Origin of the sequence: Pseudomonas sp. GL-RE-26 (genome assembly GCF_019956275.1) — a bacterium.
Lineage (GTDB): Bacteria > Pseudomonadota > Gammaproteobacteria > Pseudomonadales > Pseudomonadaceae > Aquipseudomonas > Aquipseudomonas grandcourensis.
Window position 1 is genome coordinate 1 of record NZ_JAHBDI010000039.1, and the last position, 18612, is coordinate 18612.

22 protein-coding genes are annotated in these 18612 nt (G+C 60.7%); 12 read left to right on the top strand and 10 right to left on the bottom strand.

Annotated features, from left to right (window positions below; translation table 11 throughout):
- Window positions 1-129 precede the first annotated feature (129 nt).
- The gene (locus tag KGB07_RS21395) at window positions 130-822 is read left to right on the top strand and encodes a sensor histidine kinase (protein WP_223466484.1); all 693 of its coding nucleotides are present in this window, start codon (window positions 130-132) and stop codon (window positions 820-822) included.
- 45 nt (window positions 823-867) lie between these two features.
- Here KGB07_RS21395 and KGB07_RS21400 read toward each other — a convergent pair whose 3' ends face one another.
- From KGB07_RS21400 to KGB07_RS21425, 6 genes are all read right to left on the bottom strand, one after another.
- Window positions 868-1578 (bottom strand): response regulator, encoded by a 711-nt coding sequence (locus KGB07_RS21400; protein WP_046037735.1) that lies wholly within the window; start codon window positions 1576-1578, stop codon window positions 868-870.
- A gap of 412 nt (window positions 1579-1990) precedes the next feature.
- A complete protein-coding gene (rluB, locus tag KGB07_RS21405; protein ID WP_223466485.1) occupies window positions 1991-3220 on the bottom strand; it encodes a 23S rRNA pseudouridine(2605) synthase RluB in 1230 nt (409 codons plus the stop codon).
- Window positions 3221-3515: 295 nt separating this feature from the next.
- The gene (gene scpB / locus KGB07_RS21410; RefSeq protein ID WP_223466486.1) at window positions 3516-4505 is read right to left on the bottom strand and encodes an SMC-Scp complex subunit ScpB; all 990 of its coding nucleotides are present in this window, start codon (window positions 4503-4505) and stop codon (window positions 3516-3518) included.
- 11 nt (window positions 4506-4516) lie between these two features.
- Complete coding sequence (locus KGB07_RS21415; protein WP_172435389.1) at window positions 4517-5275, bottom strand: segregation and condensation protein A; 759 nt, start codon at window positions 5273-5275, stop codon at window positions 4517-4519.
- Window positions 5276-5335: 60 nt separating this feature from the next.
- The gene (locus tag KGB07_RS21420; RefSeq protein WP_032829738.1) at window positions 5336-5965 is read right to left on the bottom strand and encodes an L-threonylcarbamoyladenylate synthase; all 630 of its coding nucleotides are present in this window, start codon (window positions 5963-5965) and stop codon (window positions 5336-5338) included.
- A gap of 13 nt (window positions 5966-5978) precedes the next feature.
- Window positions 5979-6842 carry a PHP domain-containing protein gene (locus KGB07_RS21425; RefSeq protein WP_046037738.1) on the bottom strand — a complete coding sequence of 288 codons (864 nt, stop codon included), beginning with the start codon at window positions 6840-6842 and terminating at the stop codon, window positions 5979-5981.
- A gap of 87 nt (window positions 6843-6929) precedes the next feature.
- Here KGB07_RS21425 and KGB07_RS21430 point away from each other — a divergent pair, with 87 nt between their 5' ends.
- The 6 genes from KGB07_RS21430 to KGB07_RS21455 all read left to right on the top strand — a co-directional run bounded on the left by KGB07_RS21430 (window position 6930) and on the right by KGB07_RS21455 (window position 11212).
- Complete coding sequence (locus KGB07_RS21430) at window positions 6930-7526, top strand: septation protein A (RefSeq protein ID WP_046037739.1); 597 nt, start codon at window positions 6930-6932, stop codon at window positions 7524-7526.
- 1 nt (window position 7527) lies between these two features.
- Entirely contained in the window at window positions 7528-7827 is a 300-nt protein-coding gene (locus KGB07_RS21435) for a YciI family protein (protein ID WP_046037740.1), read from the top strand.
- A gap of 123 nt (window positions 7828-7950) precedes the next feature.
- A complete protein-coding gene (locus KGB07_RS21440) occupies window positions 7951-8364 on the top strand; it encodes a translation initiation factor 2 (RefSeq protein ID WP_046037741.1) in 414 nt (137 codons plus the stop codon).
- A 7-nt stretch (window positions 8365-8371) separates the two neighbouring features.
- On the top strand, window positions 8372-9049 hold the full coding sequence (locus KGB07_RS21445; protein ID WP_007984138.1) for a response regulator transcription factor: 678 nt from the start codon (window positions 8372-8374) through the stop codon (window positions 9047-9049).
- Between the two features lie 134 nt (window positions 9050-9183).
- Complete coding sequence (locus KGB07_RS21450) at window positions 9184-9633, top strand: Spy/CpxP family protein refolding chaperone (protein WP_046037742.1); 450 nt, start codon at window positions 9184-9186, stop codon at window positions 9631-9633.
- 235 nt (window positions 9634-9868) lie between these two features.
- Window positions 9869-11212, top strand: coding sequence for an ATP-binding protein (locus KGB07_RS21455; protein ID WP_223466487.1), 1344 nt, complete (start codon window positions 9869-9871; stop codon window positions 11210-11212).
- Between the two features lie 14 nt (window positions 11213-11226).
- Here KGB07_RS21455 and KGB07_RS21460 read toward each other — a convergent pair whose 3' ends face one another.
- Complete coding sequence (locus tag KGB07_RS21460; RefSeq protein WP_046037744.1) at window positions 11227-11793, bottom strand: NAD(P)H nitroreductase; 567 nt, start codon at window positions 11791-11793, stop codon at window positions 11227-11229.
- A 121-nt stretch (window positions 11794-11914) separates the two neighbouring features.
- On the opposite strand from KGB07_RS21460, the gene KGB07_RS21465 reads away from it, so the two are divergent.
- Entirely contained in the window at window positions 11915-13369 is a 1455-nt protein-coding gene (locus tag KGB07_RS21465; RefSeq protein WP_046037745.1) for a TrkH family potassium uptake protein, read from the top strand.
- On the opposite strand, the gene KGB07_RS21470 is transcribed toward KGB07_RS21465, so the two are convergent.
- On the bottom strand, window positions 13326-14387 hold the full coding sequence (locus KGB07_RS21470) for an AraC family transcriptional regulator (protein ID WP_080925245.1): 1062 nt from the start codon (window positions 14385-14387) through the stop codon (window positions 13326-13328). The genes KGB07_RS21465 and KGB07_RS21470 overlap by 44 nt on opposite strands.
- A 159-nt stretch (window positions 14388-14546) precedes the next feature.
- On the opposite strand from KGB07_RS21470, the gene KGB07_RS21475 reads away from it, so the two are divergent.
- Window positions 14547-14858 carry a DUF962 domain-containing protein gene (locus tag KGB07_RS21475; RefSeq protein ID WP_046037747.1) on the top strand — a complete coding sequence of 104 codons (312 nt, stop codon included), beginning with the start codon at window positions 14547-14549 and terminating at the stop codon, window positions 14856-14858.
- 27 nt (window positions 14859-14885) lie between these two features.
- Complete coding sequence (locus KGB07_RS21480; protein WP_046037748.1) at window positions 14886-15464, top strand: HD domain-containing protein; 579 nt, start codon at window positions 14886-14888, stop codon at window positions 15462-15464.
- Between the two features lie 174 nt (window positions 15465-15638).
- Here the strand turns inward: KGB07_RS21480 and KGB07_RS21485 are convergent, their stop codons facing one another.
- Window positions 15639-16454 (bottom strand): UDP-2,3-diacylglucosamine diphosphatase, encoded by an 816-nt coding sequence (locus tag KGB07_RS21485; protein ID WP_046037749.1) that lies wholly within the window; start codon window positions 16452-16454, stop codon window positions 15639-15641.
- A 134-nt stretch (window positions 16455-16588) separates the two neighbouring features.
- Here KGB07_RS21485 and KGB07_RS21490 point away from each other — a divergent pair, with 134 nt between their 5' ends.
- Both KGB07_RS21490 and KGB07_RS21495 read left to right on the top strand, forming a co-directional pair.
- A complete protein-coding gene (locus tag KGB07_RS21490) occupies window positions 16589-17347 on the top strand; it encodes an AraC family transcriptional regulator (RefSeq protein ID WP_223466488.1) in 759 nt (252 codons plus the stop codon).
- 77 nt (window positions 17348-17424) lie between these two features.
- On the top strand, window positions 17425-18318 hold the full coding sequence (locus KGB07_RS21495) for a DMT family transporter (protein ID WP_223466489.1): 894 nt from the start codon (window positions 17425-17427) through the stop codon (window positions 18316-18318).
- On the opposite strand, the gene KGB07_RS21500 is transcribed toward KGB07_RS21495, so the two are convergent.
- Window positions 18312-18599 carry a SelT/SelW/SelH family protein gene (locus tag KGB07_RS21500; protein ID WP_046037752.1) on the bottom strand — a complete coding sequence of 96 codons (288 nt, stop codon included), beginning with the start codon at window positions 18597-18599 and terminating at the stop codon, window positions 18312-18314. The genes KGB07_RS21495 and KGB07_RS21500 overlap by 7 nt on opposite strands.
- Window positions 18600-18612: the final 13 nt, after the last annotated feature.

Genomic DNA, 18612 nt, shown 5'->3' on the forward strand with positions numbered 1-18612 from the left:
CAGCAAGAAGTGGACGATGCCGATCCGGGACTGGAAAGCGGCCTTGAATCGCTTCAGTATCCAGTTCGAAGATCGTCTGTTAACGGTTTAATAAAAATCCCGTTTACACAAAATCTAGGACACCCTCGAATGGATGAGCAAGCCAAGTTGCACTCAAACAATGCCGCCCTTCAGCACAAAGTCACTACAGCCAATCGCGAATTCTCCAGAATCAATGAACTCACTCTTCGGCGGATCGGGGCAGATCTTCATGATGGTCCTGCTCAGCTATTGTCACTTATTCTCCTTCGCCTTGAAGAACTCGAAGATTCACAAGGCGCCTCGGATGGGGAGGTCATCGAAATGATCAGGCGTGCCGGCGAGGATGCTTTAAACGAAGTGCGGGAAATATCACTCGGCCTGGCACTTCCGGAAGTCAATGACCTGACCCTGCACGATGCGCTGGTATTGCTTGCCGAGCGGCACGAAGAGCGAACCGAGACGCGAGTAGAACTGGAGCTTGATACTCTTCCTGACGATGTACCGATAGCGCATAAAATTTGTATTTACCGCTTCGCCCAGGAAGCGTTGAACAATGCCTATATTCACGCCGGAGGAAAAGGCCAAAAACTCAGCGCCTCTCACTGCGAAGGGTTACTGGAAGTACAAGTCGAGGATGCGGGAGTGGGAATTCCAACCGAAAAACCAAATGTGCCTGGTCGAGGTAGAACCCATCTGGGCCTTGTAGGCATGCGCTATCGCGTCGAATCCCTCGGCGGAATATTCATCATTGAATCGGCGCCCCATGCCGGAACCAAAGCCAGGGCGCAGTTCAAAATCTGATCACCCGTACCAAAATGATCATTGCACTCAAGTAACCGCAAGCGCTTATCGCCCGTTACTTGTCTTACCGTTGTCATTCAAGTCGCGGCGTTGAAGAACACCACATAAGCCAGGTATATGGTCACTCTCCCAATGCCGTCTCACTGCTGCGACTGCCTGCGTCCGGTTACGAACGCGTAGCTTGTACATGACATTCGTCATGTAGTGCTTGATGGTCTTCTCGCAGAGCTCGAGCTTGATAGCAACCTCGCGGTTAGTCAGGCCCTTCGATACCTCCCGGATAACTTGTTCCTCGCGATGGGTCAGTTCGACCTTTTGCTTATCAGCCGCGTGTTTTGCGAAATTGCTTAACAGCTTGCTGGCAAGCTTGGGTGTAATGAAGGTTTCACCACCGGCAACATTTCTGATGGCTTGTACAAGCTCACGACCGCTTATGCCTTTCAACACATATCCCTGCGCACCCGCCTCGAGGGCGGTATAGGCGTCCTCGATGGACTCGGATACCGTCAGCATCAAAATTTTAACTGCGGGCGAAGAAGTTGAGATCGCTCGCACGGCAGCAAAGCTATCGCCCGGCATATTTACATCCATCAGCAAAACATCCGGAGCAAAACGAGCGGCAATTTCCAGGGCATCCTCGGCAGACGCCCCCTGCTCGACCACCTGAAAGTCAGCGACTTTCTTCAGTGCCATTGTGACCCCATCCCTTAACAGCGGGTGATCATCAACGATGCCAATCTTGATCATGGAACTCATAGGAACTCCTCATAAGAGGCGATGGAGCTGCATGTTGGTGTCGCGCCTTTCATTTTTCACCCCTCGCGTCATGCCGAATCCGGCAAGCCCCGCCGTCTCCATGATGTCCGGGACTACAGCGGTGCGAGTACCAGGGGGTGGTGCAACTAATGAGCCATTTCAATAAAGCGAAGAAAAAGTTCAAATGAATTAACAGGCTGTTTTTGAGTGTTTCAAGCGAGAGAAAGGTGAGGGAGGGAAGATTCCTCAAATTAGGTGGTAAACCCCCGGCTGGGTGGGTGAAATGCCCCATTTATGGAGAGAGTAGCGGGCCTGCTTCACTGACCGCTTTTGGTAGGGACTGCAAAAAAAAACGCCAACCCGATGGTTGGCGTTTTTACTTTTCGCTCGCAGCTGGAAGCTTACCGCTGCCTCACTCCGGCTTGCGACGACCGAAGCCCGGACGCTGGCCGGAACCGGCCGGTGCGCCACGGCGCTTGCCCGAAGGCGTGTCACCGTCGACCAGTTTGATCCCCGGACGCTTCGGCGCAGGTTTGGCCGGGCGCTTGGTGTCTGCCGGGCGATCGGCTACCGGCGTACCACGACCTTCGCCACGCTCGGTACGGCCGTTGGCCGGACGAGGTGTACGCGGACCGCGCTCGCTGCGCTCGCCGTCCTGACGCGCAGCAGGCTTGCGCCCTGGACGCTCGCCTTCGATCTGCGGCTCGCGGCTTGCACGCGGCGCGACAGGTGCGGAGGCTGCACCAGTGGCAGGACGCAGGGTACGCACGCGCTCGGTCTTGGCCATTGGACGCGACGACTTGCGCTGCATCCGGTCAAGCTTGTCTTTGCTCTTGGCGTTCATCTGCGGCATTGCGACCGGCGTCAGGCCGACCTCGGCACTCAGAACGTCGACTTCGTACTGGCTCATTTCGCGCCAGCGGCCCATCGGCAGGTCGGAGTTGAGGAACACCGGACCAAAACGCACGCGCTTCAGACGGCTGACCACCAGGCCCTGGGATTCCCACAGGCGACGAACTTCGCGGTTACGGCCTTCCATCACCACGCAGTGGTACCAATGGTTGAAACCTTCACCACCTGGCGCCTGCTTGATGTCGGTGAACTTGGCCGGGCCATCTTCAAGGACAACGCCCGCCTTCAGGCGCTCGATCATCTCGTCATCGACTTCGCCACGCACACGTACCGCGTATTCACGGTCCATTTCGTAGGAAGGGTGCATCAGGCGGTTGGCCAGTTCACCGTCGGTGGTGAACATCAGCAGACCGGTGGTGTTGATGTCCAGGCGACCGATGTTGATCCAGCGACCCTCTTTAGGGCGCGGCATCTTGTCGAACACGGTCGGACGGCCTTCCGGATCGACACGGGTGCAGATCTCGCCGTCGGGCTTGTTGTACATGATCACGCGGCGCACCGACTCGGCGGCCTCTTCGCGCTTGATCACCTTGCCATCGATGGTGATGGCGTCGTGCATGTCGACGCGCTGGCCAAGGGTGGCGTCTTTGCCGTTGACCTTGATGCGGCCGTGGCTGATCCAGGCTTCCACGTCACGGCGCGAGCCGACGCCGATACGGGCGAGGACTTTCTGCAGTTTTTCGCCTGCTGGGCCGATTGGCTGGTCGTCTTGCTGGTCTTTGATACTCATCTGGGCACCTCCCGGTGTGGTCTGAAAACTGGGTACTTGGGCGAAGGGATCGCCGAAGGGTCGCGAATCATACGCGCATGAGGGCGTTTGCGCATCAGAGACTAGCTGATCAAGGCAAGGTTATTTGTTTTTCCGCTGGCCGGTGGTTCGTAGCTTTGCGGTGAACACAATTCCCCTGTGGGAGCGGGCTCGCTCGCGAAGGCGGCAGGTCAGCCAACAAAGATGTCGTCTGACACGCCCTCTTCGCGAGCAAGCCCGCTCCCACAATGGATCTCCACAGTTCCCAAGATTCGTATCAGTCTTCGAATTGGTGACGCTCGGCTTCGATGGCTTCGGCCAGGGCGCGGGCCTCGGCCTCTTCGTCCGTAAGCTCCAGCTCGGGTTTGGGCTGTTCGAGGGCGGCAACGGCGGCCAGGAGTTTTTCCCGGGCTTCGGCAACGCCGAGGATGTCGTCTTCTTGCTCCGGTTCAATTTCCGGCTCAGGCTCGCCTTCCGGTTCAGGCTCGGGCTGTGCCGCTTCGACTTCTGGCTCGATGACCGACTGTTCCGGATCGAACTCAGGCGACGCGCCATCACGAAGCAAGTCGTCGAAGTCGGTCTTGATCCCCTCCTCCATGCTGTCCAGTTCCAGCAACAGCGTATGGAAACTGGTCTCTTCCTTGGGCTCTTCCGGCTCGGCGCTGGCGTCGGCCAACTCTTGCAGCCCGGCGGGTACGGGGGCGTCGTCGAAGTCGAGCACCGGATCGGGCTCCAGCTCGCGCAGTTCCGCGAGCGGCGGCAGGTCGTCGAGGTTCTTCAGGTTGAAGTGATCGAGGAACGCCTTGGTGGTGGCGAACATCGCCGGTTTGCCGGGCACGTCGCGGTAGCCGACGATGCGGATCCACTCGCGCTCCATCAAGGTCTTGACGATATTGCTGTTGACCGCCACGCCCCGCACGTCTTCGATTTCGCCACGGGTGATCGGCTGGCGATAGGCAATCAGCGCCATGGTTTCCAGCATGGCCCGGGAGTAACGCTGCGGGCGCTCCTCCCACAGACGTCCGACCCACGGCGCAAACTTCTCGCGAATCTGCAGGCGATACCCCGAGGCCACTTCCTTGAGTTCAAAGGCGCGGCCATCGCAGGACTTGGCGAGAATCGTCAGGGCCTTCTTGAAGACCGGCGGTTCCGGGCGCTCGCCTTCCTCGAAGAGTTCGAACAGGCTTTCCAAAGATTGCGGCTTTCCCGAGGCCAACAGAAAGGCTTCAAGCAAGGGTGCCAGATCACGGGGTTCAGTCAGGTTCATGTTTCGACTCGTTATTCGGCTCGGGCTCGCACGTGGATCGCGGCAAATGGCTCATTCTGCACCAGCTCGACCAGGGATTCCTTGACCAGTTCAAGGATCGCCATAAAGGTCACCACCACCCCCAGGCGCCCTTCTTCAGCGGTGAACAGCTCGACAAACGGCACGAAACCGCCGCCCTTGAGGCGCTCCAGCACATCGCTCATGCGCTCGCGGGTCGACAGCGCCTCGCGGCTGACCTGATGGCTTTCGAACATGTCGCCACGACGCAAGACCTCGGCCATCGACAGCAGCAACTCGGACAGACGCACGTCTGGTAGCAGCTTGCGCGCCCGGGCTTCCGGAGCGTCAAGCTTGGGCACCACCACATCACGGCCGACGCGGCTCAGGCCATCGATGCCTTCGGCGGCAGCCTTGAAACGCTCGTATTCCTGCAAGCGGCGGATCAGTTCGGCGCGCGGGTCTTCCTCTTCGTCTTCGACGGTTTCGGCCCGTGGCAGCAGCATCCGCGACTTGATCTCGGCCAGCATCGCGGCCATCACCAGGTATTCGGCGGCCAGTTCCAGGCGCACCGACTGCATCAGTTCGACGTAGCCCATGTACTGGCGAGTGATTTCCGCCACCGGGATGTCGAGGATGTTGATGTTCTGTTTGCGGATCAGGTACAGCAACAGGTCGAGCGGGCCTTCGAACGCCTCGAGAAAGACCTCGAGGGCATCCGGCGGGATGTACAGGTCCAGCGGCATTTCCATGACCGCCTGGCCATAGACCATGGCGAAGGGCAGTTCCTGCTGGGCTCCGGCCTGACTGTCGACGGGTTCTACTGCGGACATCTAGGCCTCGACCATGAACGGCGCAGGGTCGCCGCAACCAACGCGAATGACTTCCGGCTCGCCGTCGGCGAGGCTGATCACGGTGGACGCCTTGATCCCGCCGAAACCGCCGTCGATGATCAGATCGACCTGGTGTTCGAGCAACTGGCGCATTTCGTGCGGGTCGCTCAACGGATCTTCATCGCCGGGCATGATCAGGGTCACGCTCATCAATGGCTCACCCAGTTCAGCCAGCAACGCCAGGGCAATCGGGTGGCTCGGCACACGCAGGCCGATGGTGCGTTTCTTCGGGTGCAACAACAGCCGCGGCACTTCGCGGGTGGCGTTGAGAATGAAGGTATACGGCCCCGGCAGATGGGCCTTGAGAATGCGGAACGTGCCGGTGTCGATCTTGGCGAACAGGCCCAATTGCGACAGATCGCTGCAGATCAACGCGAAGTTGTGTTTTTCATCCAGCTGTCGCAGGCGCCGAACGCGCTCCACGGCCACCTTGTCGCCGATCTGGCAACCTATGGCGTAGGAAGAGTCTGTGGGATAAATCACCACCCCGCCCTTGCGGATGATTTCGACTGCCTGTTTGATCAGGCGCGCTTGCGGGTTTTCCGGATGAATCTGGAAAAATTGACTCACATTCTCTACCTGTTCAGACGGCGGCAATAACTGGGTCATGTTTGAATCGACACCATAGCGGCGGCAGATCCTCCGGGAGTGGCCGGTATTCACCGATCTCCGACCAGCCTCCAGGGCCATGAAAATCACTGCCGGCGCTGACCAGCAGACCGAATTCGCGGGCCAGAATGGCCAGGCTGCCCACTTGCTCGGCAGGCTGGTAACCATTGACCACTTCGATGGCGTGGCCCCCTGCTTGAATATAGTCGGCAATCAGACGACGACGCTTGCTTCGGGTGAATTCGTAGTGCCACGGGTGTGCCAGGCTGACCCAGGCCTTGGCCGCACGCAGGGTTTCGACGGTTTCTTCCAGGGTCGGCCAGTGTTGCTTGACGTCGCCCAACTTGCCGGCGCCCAGCCATTTGCGGAACGCCTCGGCGCGGTCCTTGACGAAACCTTCACGCACCATCCAGTCGGCGAAATGCGGGCGGGCCGGCGCGTTACCGCTGTCGCCCAGCTCCTGCTGGATCTCCCGGGCGCCATCCAGCGCCCCCGGCATGCCTTTGAGCGCCAGTTTGCGGCTGATTTCCTCGGAGCGTAGCCAGCGGCCATCATGCAATCTGGCGATGGCCTCGACCAACGGCGCGGCGTTCACGTCAAAACCGTAGCCCAGGACATGAATGGTCGCGCCGCCCCAGGTGCAGGACAATTCGACGCCGTTGACCAGTTGCATCCCCAGCGCGGTAGCCGCATGCCGGGCCTCGTCGAGGCCCTCGAGGGTGTCGTGATCGGTCAAGGCCAGGACTCGCACGCCTTTCTCGAACGCCCGCGCCACCAGAACCGCAGGCGCCAGGGCGCCATCGGAGGCCGTGCTATGGCAGTGCAAATCAACATTCACAGGGCTTTGTAACCTCAAATCAGCTGGCGCTATCGCGCGCCCATATGTTTGTTATTATGCCGCCACATCCTGCTTCTGGCTGCCACTGTGAAACAATTCATCGATTTCATCCCGCTCCTGCTGTTTTTCATCGTCTTCAAAATCGACCCACGGGTCGTCGACATCGCCGGTCATGAGATCACTGTAGGCGGTATTTACAGCGCCACCGCGATGCTGATCGTCAGCTCCCTGGTGGTCTACGGCACACTGTTCATCAAGCAACGCAAGCTGGAGAAGAGCCAGTGGCTGACCCTGATTGCCTGCCTGGTCTTCGGCAGCCTGACGCTCGCGTTCCACAGCGAGACGTTCCTGAAGTGGAAAGCCCCGGTGGTCAACTGGCTGTTCGCCCTGGCGTTCATCGGCAGCCACTTCGTCGGTGACAGCCTGCTGATCAAACGCATCATGGGCCACGCGTTGACCTTGCCGGAGCCGGTCTGGACGCGCCTGAACATCGCCTGGATCGCCTTCTTCCTGTTTTGTGGTGCCGCCAACCTGTTTGTCGCGTTCACCTTCCAGAGCTACTGGGTCGACTTCAAGGTCTTCGGCAGCCTGGGCATGACTTTGCTGTTCCTGGTCGGCCAGGGCATCTACCTGTCCCGCCATCTGCACGATGCTGACACCACAACGCCAAAAACCGAGGACTGACATGCTTTACGCAATCATTGCCACAGACGTCGCCAACTCCCTGGAAGCCCGCCTGGCCGCACGGCCTGCACACCTGGAGCGCCTGCAAGTGCTCAAGGGCGAAGGTCGCATCGTATTGGCCGGCCCACACCCGGCGATCGACAGCAATGATCCGGGCGCGGCGGGTTTCACCGGCAGCCTGATCGTTGCCGAATTCGATTCCCTGAGCGCCGCCCAGTCCTGGGCCGACGCCGATCCGTACATCGCTGCAGGCGTCTACGCCAACGTTCTGGTCAAGCCGTTCAAGCAAGTCCTGCCGTAACTTTCTTCTTTCAAATGCCCCCACGCGGTGAACCATATCGGTTCATCGCGTTCTCAATCGCTCATTATTCTCGTTTGCCGGCCGACAACTTTCCCAATACTCGTATTGGAACCAGGAGTCGCCATGCGCAAGGGTCCGTTGTGCCTGATGTTGGTCACGTTGTCGATCGTGGCGCCCGCCCACGGTGAAGAATCCGCCGAGGGTGGTAACTCGACGCCGCTTTCCTTGAGCGCCGGTAGCCAGATCACCGAGCTGCAGCAACGCTTGAAAGAAAGCGAACGGCAACGGGAAGAACTGAACAAGCAATTGCAAACTGTCGATGGCGAACGCGAAAGCCCGCTGCTGGCCCGGCTGCGTCAGGAGAACCAGCGTTTGAAGCTGCAACTCAAGGAGGCCCAGGCCAGCAGTCCCCTGCCGCGCCTGCTGACCGACCAGCAACAATGGTTCGTCATTGGCGCCGGGGTAGCGCTATTGGCTCTGCTCTGCGGTATCTTCGCCAGTGGAGCAAGTCGAAAACGTCGACAATGGCTAAATTGAGTGAGTCATGAGCGAGCTGTTACTTATTGATGATGACCAGGAGCTGTGTGAGCTCCTGAGCAGTTGGCTGAGCCAGGAAGGGTTTCAGGTGCGTGCCTGTCACGACGGCCAGAGCGCACGCCGTGCACTGGCCGAAACCGCCCCGGCGGCCGTGGTGCTCGATGTGATGCTGCCCGATGGCAGCGGTCTGGAACTGCTCAAGCAGTTGCGCAGCGATCATCCGGATTTGCCGGTGTTGATGCTCTCGGCCCGGGGCGAGCCCCTGGACCGTATCCTCGGCCTGGAACTCGGCGCCGACGATTACCTGGCCAAACCCTGCGACCCACGGGAACTGACCGCCCGCCTGCGCGCAGTCCTGCGTCGTAGCCACCCGGCAGCGGTGTCCAGCCAGATGGAACTGGGCGACCTGTGTTTCAGCCCGGTGCGCGGCGTGGTCAGCATCGACGAACAGGAATTCACCCTCACCGTCTCCGAAAGCCGCCTGCTCGAAGCCTTGCTCAAGCAACCCGGCGAGCCCCTGGACAAACAGGAGCTCGCGCAGATCGCCCTGGGCCGCAAGCTGACCCTGTACGACCGCAGCCTGGACATGCACGTCAGCAACCTGCGCAAGAAGATCGGCCCACACCCCGATGGCCGACCGCGCATCGTCGCCCTGCGCAGTCGCGGCTACTACTACAGCCTCTGATCCCTGTAGGGTTTGTCAGGTCGGCGGGAAATCGTCTTTACCCAAGCTTTACCCTCCGCTGACCGCCGCTGACCTTGATCTGCGTAATCTGTACTCATCCGGAACGTACCGGGAACGAGACAAGGAGATACACCATGCGCAAGACTCTTATCGCTCTGATGTTCGCTGCTGCCCTGCCGACCGTTGCCATGGCCATGCCTGAAGGCGCAGGCCCGATGGATGGGTCGATGGACGGTTCGCGCCACGGCGGTCAGATGCACGGCATGCACGGCAAAGGCCCGTACAGTGAACTGGACCTGAGCCGCGAACAGCGCGAGCAGATCCGCAAGATCATGGGCGAACAGATGCACGAGCGTAAGCAACTGGTCGAGAAGTACCTGGAGAAGCTCTCGCCAGCCGACCAGAAAGCCATGAAGGACGAGATGGCCGCCAACCACAAGAAGGCTGAAGCGGACGTGCGCGCCTTGCTGAAACCGGATCAACAGAAGAAATTCGACGAGATCCAGAAAAAACAGGCTGAACGCCGCGCCGAGTGGGCCGAGTTCAAGGCCTGGAAAGCGCAACAACCGCAAAAGGCGCAATAATGCGCTAACCCCGGACCCAACGGTTTTTCACCGCTGGGTCTGGCACCACACAATTCACTGTGGGCGCGAGCTTGTGTGGCGAGGGGGCTTGCCCCCGTTCGGCTGCGAAGCAGTCGTAAACCCGTTACATGCGGTTTAACGTTGAAATGCCGGGGCCGCTTCGCGACCCAACGGGGGCAAGCCCCCTCGCCACGGGCTCGCTCCCACATTAGTTGCGCTTGTTCGAGGATTTTCCGTGCGTTCATTGTTCTGGCGTATCCTGGCCAGCTTCTGGCTGGCCATCGCTCTGGTTGCAGGGCTTTCCATCCTGCTCGGGCACATGCTCAACCAGGACGCCTGGATTCTCAGCCGCCACCCGGGCCTCAACACGCTGGCCGAAGAGTGGACGCAAACCTACGAAAGCCAGGGCGAAGACGCCGCCCAGGACATTCTCCAGCAACGCAAACGCCAGTATCACATCGACGTTCAGGTGCTTAACGAAAGCGGCGATCCGGTGGTGCGCGGCACGTTCCCGAAACGTGCGGCGGCCTTTGAGGCCCGCCAGAACAACGAGGACCGGCGCCTGCCATGGCGGCGTCTGACCGATGAATTCACCAGCGAAAAAACCGGTGACACTTACCTGTTCATCTACCGCATTCCGCACCCGGAACTGGACGCCTGGCACCGCGAAAGCCTGCTATGGCCGCTCAGTGCGCTGGGGATCGCCCTGGTGGTGCTGACCCTGTTCAGCCTGCTGGTGACCTTTTCCATCACTCGCCCGCTCAGCCGTCTGCGCGGCGCGGTGCATGACCTGGGACAAACCTCCTATCAACAAAACAGCCTGGTCAAGCTGGCCAACCGTCGCGATGAGTTCGGCGTCCTGGCCAACGACTTCAACCGCATGGGCGCGCGCCTGCAAAGCCTGATTGGCAGTCAGCGGCAACTGCTGCGGGATGTTTCCCACGAACTGCGCTCGCCCCTCGCCCGTCTGCGTATCGCGCTGGCACTGGCCGAACGGGCCACCCCTCAGGAGCGGGAACAGCTGTGGCCGCGCCTGACCCGCGAGTGCGACCGACTGGAAGCGCTGATCAGCGAAATCCTGGTACTGGCGCGGGTCGACTCCGATAACGCCAGTGCAGAAGAGGTGGACCTGAACGCCTTGCTCAATACCCTGCAAAAGGATGCGCAACTCGGTTCACCCGAGCAACTCGTCCACCTCGAAGCCGAATCGCAACTGAATATGAAGGGATGGCCGACCATGATCGAACGGGCCGTGGACAATCTGCTGCGCAATGCCCAGCGTTTCAATCCGGTGGGTGGCCTGCCGATCGAAATGCAGGCGCTGCGCCAGGGTGAGCGGATCGTCGTGACCGTGCGCGATCACGGACCGGGGGTCAGTGTCGAATATTTGAGCCAGCTCGGTGAGCCGTTCTATCGGGCCCCGGGGCAGACCGCAGCCGGACACGGCCTGGGCCTGGCCATCGCCCGCCGAGCGGCGGAGCGCCATGGCGGCAGCCTGGTGCTGGCCAATCACCCGGAAGGCGGGTTCATTGCCAGCCTGGAATTGCCGTTGGTGCCGGGGGCCGTGGTTCAGCCCTGATCCAATGTGGGGTGTCAGGCCTTACCCGGCCAGGCACTGACGAATTCGGCCAGATCGACTTTCTCGGCCACTCGCGGTTCTTTCTGCGGTGTGCCCAGATACAGGAAAGCAATCACCTCTTCCCCCTCCGCCAAACCCAAGCCCTTGGCCACATGGGCCGAGTAAGCCAGGTCACCGGTACGCCACACCGCGCCGATGCCCTGCGCATAGGCCGCCAGCAAAATCCCGTGGGCCGCACAGCCCGCCGCCAGTAACTGCTCGGACTTCGGATACTTGACGTGATCCTGCACGCAAGCGATCACAACTACCACCAACGGTGCCCGCAGCGGACCATTGCGCGCCTTGTCGATGGCCGCTTCGCCGACTTCGCTGTCTTGCAGTTTCGCCGCTTCGGCCAGCAACTCGCCCATTTGCTCACGCGCCGCGCCTTCCACCGTCAGGAAACGCCAAGGCTGCAAGTGACCGTGATCCGGGGCGCGCATGGCGGCGCCAAACAGCACCTCGCGCTGCTCGGCAGTGGGTGCAGGGTCAATCAGTCGTGGAACGGAAACACGGTTGAGCAAAGCGTCGAGAGCCTGCATCGGCCACCTCCTGAAAAATTTGTGCGGCTATTCTAGCGGTAACTGCCGCAGCAGTGCCGGTTTACATGCCCTGCCTCGCAGGTAGAATGGCGCCCTTTCCACTATCAGCCGAGCGGACCTCATGGCGTTGCCGACCTTACGGATCATTGGTTTCATCATCGGCATCTTCCTGATAACGCTGGCGATCTCCATGGTCGTACCCATGGCCACGCTGGTCATTTTCGACCGTACCAGCGATCTGCCGTCGTTCCTCTGGGCCAGCATGATCACCTTTGTCGCCGGTTTGGCGCTGGTGATTCCGGGGCGCCCCGAACACATTCACCTGCGCCCCCGGGACATGTACTTGCTGACCGTCAGCAGTTGGCTGGTGGTGTGCATCTTCGCCGCGCTGCCGTTCCTGCTGACCCAGCACATCAGCTACACCGATTCATTCTTCGAAAGCATGTCCGGCATCACCGCCACGGGCGCAACCGTACTCAGCGGCCTGGACACCATGTCCCCCGGCATCCTGATGTGGCGCTCGTTGCTGCACTGGCTCGGCGGCATCGGCTTCATCGGCATGGCGGTGGCGATCCTGCCGCTGTTGCGCATCGGTGGCATGCGGCTGTTCCAGACCGAATCGTCGGACCGCTCGGAAAAAGTCATGCCCCGCTCGCACATGGTGGCGCGGCTGATCGTGGCGACCTACGTCGGCATCACCATTGTCGGCAGCCTGGCGTTCTGGTGGGCCGGGATGAGCCTGTTCGACGCCATCAACCACGCGATGTCGGCGATTTCCACCGGTGGCTTCTCCACCTCCGACCAGTCTTTGGCCAAGTGGCCGCAACCGGCGGTGCATTGGGTCGCGATCGTCATCATGATTCTCGGTGCCCTGCCGTTCACACTGTATGTCGCCACGTTGCGTGGTAACCGTCGGGCGCTGATCAAGGATGAACAGGTTCAAGGCCTGCTCGGCATGCTGCTGGTGACCTGGCTGGTGCTCGGCACCTGGTATTGGTGGACTACCCAGCTGCATTGGCTGGAGGCGTTGCGGCATGTGGCGCTGAATGTGACGTCGGTGGTGACCACCACCGGTTTTGCGCTGGGGGACTACAGCCTCTGGGGCAATTTCTCGCTGATGCTGTTCTTCTACCTGGGGTTTGTCGGCGGTTGCTCCGGCTCGACCGCGGGCGGGATCAAGATTTTCCGCTTCCAGGTGGCCTATATCCTGCTCAAGGCCAACCTTAACCAGCTGATTCACCCGCGGGCGGTGATCAAGCAGAAGTACAACGGTCACCGCCTCGACGAAGAAATTGTGCGTTCGATCCTGACCTTTTCGTTCTTCTTTGCGATCACCATCTGCGTGATTGCGCTGCTGCTGTCGCTGCTCGGCGTGGACTGGATGACCGCCCTCACCGGCGCGGCCAGTACCGTGTCCGGTGTCGGCCCGGGGCTCGGCGAGACCATCGGTCCGGCGGGCAACTTCGCCACCCTGCCGGATGCCGCCAAGTGGATTCTCTCGTTCGGCATGCTGCTGGGCCGGTTGGAGATCATTACGGTGTTTGTGCTTTGTATTCCGGCATTTTGGCGTCATTGACCGCGTCAGGTGCTTGCAACAGCCGCATCCGGTACTCGCCGGGTGTGGCATCGAACCAGCGCCGAAAAGCACGGAAAAAGTTGCTCGGATCGGCAAACCCCAGCAAGTAGGCAATTTCCAGCAAGGTCATGGTCGGTTGCGCCAGGTACTGCTCGGCCAGTTCGCGCCGGGTATCGTCCAGCAGCGCCTGAAAACTCGTGCCCTCTTCCTGCAAGCGCCGTTGCAAGGTGCGCTGGGACAGATGCAGCGTCTGCGCCACGGTGTCGCGCTTGGGCTCGCCTTGGGGCAGCAGGCGGCACAACACCTGCCGCGCCTTGTGGGTCACGCGGCTTTCGGAAAAGCGCGCCAGGTACTCGCCGGCAAAGCGGTCATGCAGCAATGCCATGGCCTCGTTGGCCGTCGGCAGCGGCGCTTCCATATCGGCGCGTTCGAAAATCAGCGCATCGTAAGGCGCGTTGAACACCAGCGGTGCATGGAAGGCTTGTCTATAGGGTTCCAGGTTGGCCGGCTCGGCGCCTTGCACCAACACTTTGCGGGGTTGCAACGTACGCCCGGTCAACCAGCTGCACAGCGCCAAGGCACAGGCCAGTGACGCTTCGGCGCTTTGCCGGGTCGGTGGCAGATGATCGCCATGCACCGTCAGAATCAGTGCATAGCCTTCTTCCAGCAGCTGGAAACTCAGGTCGGCACTTTCGGCGATGATCCGCTGATAGCGCACCAGTCGCTGAAAGCCTTCGGCCAAAGTCTGGCTGGACATCAAGGCGTAGCCGGTCACATGAAACTGCGCCGGTCGCACCACCTTGCCCATGTTCAGGCCGATGGCCGGATTGCCGGACAGCTCGACCGCGCGCTGCCACAGCCGTGTCATGGAATCTTGCGGGAAGCGTGCGTCCGGATCATCCAGTGCCGCGTAGTCGAGCCCCAGCTGCTTGAACAGAGCCCGGCAATCCAGGCCGTCCATCTCCAGCGCTTTGACAATCCCCATCGCCCAGCTTGCAGAAGTCGTTCGTTCGCTCATGGCGTTTTCTTACATGGTGGCCGAGTGCTACGGCTATTGACCGAAGGATACTAAAGTGGCGCCTATTGTCACTGGCTGATGCCATTGATCACTCTAGACTCAATTAAGCTACCCGCAGAACAACTTGCAGCAAGAACAATAACCACAGAGATCGCTGTCGTGGAAAACGTCAAACGATTCAACAGCTTCGCTGAGTTCTATCCTTACTACCTCAGTGAGCACAGCAACAGCACCTGCCGCCGTTTACACTTTATCGGCACGACCCTGGTTATCTTGATTCTGACGCTGACCATTGGTCGCGGAGCCTGGATGCTATTGTGGGCCCTGCCACTGGCAGGCTACAGCTTTGCCTGGGTCGGGCATTTCTACTTCGAGAAGAACCGCCCGGCAACCTTCCAACACCCCTTCTATAGCCTGTTCGGTGATTTTGTCATGTACCGGGACATGGTCCTGGGGCGCGTTCCGTTCTAGCTGACTTGCGTCACAAGAGAGTTGCCGATGAATGCCAATGCCCGCTTCACCCACTTGAAGGACGGCACACAGGAGGACTGGGCAATTATCGCCGCGGACTTCAGTGCCTACGCAAGACAATTGCCTGCACGGATTGTGGCGCACCTGAAGTTGCTGGAGGGTGATTTTGGCGGGTTCCCGGTGGATCGCCTGACCCACTCCCTGCAAACCGCCACCCGCGCCTGGCGTGATGGCCGCGACGAAGAGTACGTGGTCTGCGCCCTGCTCCACGATATCGGCGACACCCTGGGTACTTACAATCACCCGGACATCGCAGCGGCGATCCTCAAGCCGTTTGTCAGCGCCGAGAACTTGTGGATGGTGGAAAAGCACGGGATTTTCCAGGGCTACTACTTCTTCCATCATCTGGGCATGGACCGGCATCTGCGTGAGCAATTCCAGGACCATCCGCAGTACCAGACGACCGCCGAATTCTGCGCCAAATACGATGCGGCCGCGTTTGACCCGGCGTACGACACGCTGCCGTTGAGCTTTTTCGAGCCGATGATGGAGCGGTTGTTTGCGCACCCCAGGGACTCGATCTACAAGGCGGCGATGGAAGAGTAATCGCCAGCCTCATGACCTATGGCGACCGTTGTGGCGAGGGGGCTTGCCCCCGTTGGGCTGCGCAGCAGCCCTAAAGCCATTCACCGCAGAACGCCAGATAGATCGCACTCCTAGGTTCACGGCGGCTTCGCCACCGAACGGGGGCAAGCCCCCTCGCCACAAAAAACAAATCAATCAAGCCAACTCCGTAACCCTGGCCGCCTTCAACTGCGCCTCGCGCGCCTGGGCATCCGCCAGGCGATACAACTCGATCGAACCATCCCAGTGCTCGATCAGCGCGGTGCATGATTCCACCCAGTCGCCGCAATTGAGGTAGTCCACCTCGCCGACCTTGCGAATCTCGGCATGGTGAATGTGCCCGCACACCACGCCGTGCAGCTCGCGCTTGACGCATTCATGGGCGATGGCTTCTTCGAAGTCGCTGATGAAGCTGACCGCGGTTTTTACCTTGTGCTTGAGGTAGGCCGACAGCGACCAGTAGCCGTAGCCATATCGCGCGCGCCAATGGTTGAGCCAGCGGTTGAGGGTCAGGGTGAATTCGTAGGCCGAGTCACCGAGAAACGCCAGCCAGCGATGGTAACGGGTGATCACATCGAACTGGTCGCCATGGATCACCAGCAGATGTCGGCCGTCGGCGGTGACGTGCACGGCTTCGTCGACCAACTGGATGTTGCCCAGGATCAGCTTCGAATAGCGGCGCAGGAATTCGTCGTGGTTACCGGTGACATAGATCACCTCGGTGCCGCGCTTGCTCATGGTCAGCAGGCGACGGATGACGTTAGTGTGCGCTTGCGGCCAGTACATGCCGCCGCGCAGTTTCCAGCCGTCGATGATGTCGCCGACCAGGTAGATCTTGTCCGCGTGATAGCCCTTGAGAAACTGCGACAGGTGTTCAGCCTGGCAATCCCGGGTGCCCAAATGCACGTCGGAAATCCATAAAGTCCGTACGCGTTGCTTACGGGTGGGTTTGGCGAGCTCGGCGCTGGTCATGGGCAACCCTCTGGCAAGTTTTGCCAAGTCTGCCCCGAGCCGGTTAATGGTCCATGACAGCGTCAAGTCAGTCCTGTGACAGCGCTTGCAGGCCCGCTCGGTGTAGACTGACGCCCTGAACCGGGAGACCTGCGATGAGACCGATCCTCACGCTTCGCCAATACAGCCACGACCTGATCGTCCACAGCCACGAACACGCGCAACTGGTGTTCGGGCTCTCGGGCGCCCTGGATTTCGAGGTCGATGGCCGTGGCAGCCAGGTGGTCCGGCAGAGTTTCGTGGTGGTGCCCTCCGGCGCGCATCACGCGTGTGGCAGCGCCAATGGCAGCCGCTGCCTGGTGCTGGATGTGCCCGGCGAACAATGGGTCGCCCAGTCGCTGGGCGATCACGCCGAGTCCAGCCGACGCCTGCTCGACAACGCCGGGCGCCTGCCCCTGGACGCAGGGCAAAGCCAATTGGTCAGTTGGCTGGCGAACAGTCCGGTCGATGATCCGCTGATCGCCCAACAAGGCGCAGTGCTGCTGCTGGCCAGTCTCAACAACGCCCGGCCCGAGGCCGTCGGCGGTCGGCGCCTGCCCTATGCGGCGCTGAATGCACATATCGATCAGTACGCGGCGTACCCGCTGCAAGTGGCCGACCTGGCCCGGGTCGCCGGCCTTTCCAGTGCCCGTTTGCATGTGCGGTTCGTGGCCGAATGCGGGCAAACGCCGATGGACTATATCCGCAGCCGACGCCTGCACATAGCGGTGGGCTTGCTGCGCAACTCGGCGCTGCCCATCGGCGAAATTGCCAGCCGCGTCGGATACAGCTCCCAGAGTGCCTTCGCGGCGGCGGTGCTGCGCGAGTTCGGGGCATCGCCCGGAAAACTGCGGCGCGAGGGTGGCGACAAATAACGCGAGTTTGCCGACAGACTTGATGGGCCATTACGCGCTTCAATGAGGCCTCTGTTCGTTTGTCGTTAAGGATTGCAATGACTCCCCGTACCGCCCTTGGCGCCTTGCATATAGGCGCATTGATGTTCGGCCTGACCGGCGTGTTCGGCAAACTGGCCGCCGCGTCCCCGGCGATCATCGTGTTCGGCCGTGCCGCCTTTGCCGTGCTCGCGCTGACGTTTTTTGCACGGTTCGCCAGCCAGACGCGCTGGCAGAAACTTGAGGCCGTGGACTGGCGCCGGCTGCTGCTCAGCGGCCTGTTGCTGGCCGGACACTGGGTGAGCTTCTTCATTGCCGTGAAAGTCGCAGGCGTGGCGATTGCGACGCTCGGTTTCGCCAGCTTCCCGGCCTTTACCGTGATCCTCGAAGGGTTGATCTTCCGCGAGCGCATTCGCGCCAATGAAATTGTGCTGGTGCTGCTGGTGAGTGTCGGGCTGGTGCTGGTCACGCCTGATTTTGACCTGGCCAGCGGCGCCACCACCGGCCTGCTGTGGGCCGTGGGTTCCGGATTGTTGTTCGCCCTGTTGTCACTGACCAACCGTGCCAGCTCCGGGCGAGTCCCGCCGGTACAGGCGGCGCTGTGCCAGAACGTGGTGGTTGCCCTGTGCCTGCTGCCAGTGGCAGCGCCTCAATTGAGCGAAGTGCGCGCCATCGACTGGCTGTGGATCGGCCTGCTCGGTGTGTTCTGTACCGGTATCGCCCACAGCCTGTTCGTCGCCAGCCTCGCAGTGATCAAGGCACGCACCGCCGCAGTGGTGTTCGCCCTGGAGCCGGTCTACGGCATCACCGTCGCCTGGCTGCTGTTCAACGAAAACCCGACCCTGCGCATGTTGCTGGGGGGCGCGCTGATCATTGTGGCGATTGTGGTGTCCAGTCGGTTCTCAAGTGGCACAAGCAAGAAAGCCGTTGCAGCCGAGGCGACGTCTCACTGAGTGCGGTCGTTGTGTCCCAGGTCGCGGTTCGGGTCGATCTGGTCGCGGACTCGCTGCTTGAGCACTTTGGCCTCGGGGAAGCCACCGTCCACCTTGCGCTCCCAGATCTGCACAGCGTCACAGTAAATATGAAAGACCCCGCCGGTGCCCGGCACCAGGGAGACTTTGCCCAGGTCATCACCAAAGGTGCTGAGCAGTTCCTGGGCCAGCCAGGCCGCACGCAACAGCCACTGGCATTGCGTGCAATAGGTGATGATGATTTCCGGTTTGCTGACGGTCATGATGGGACGTGAC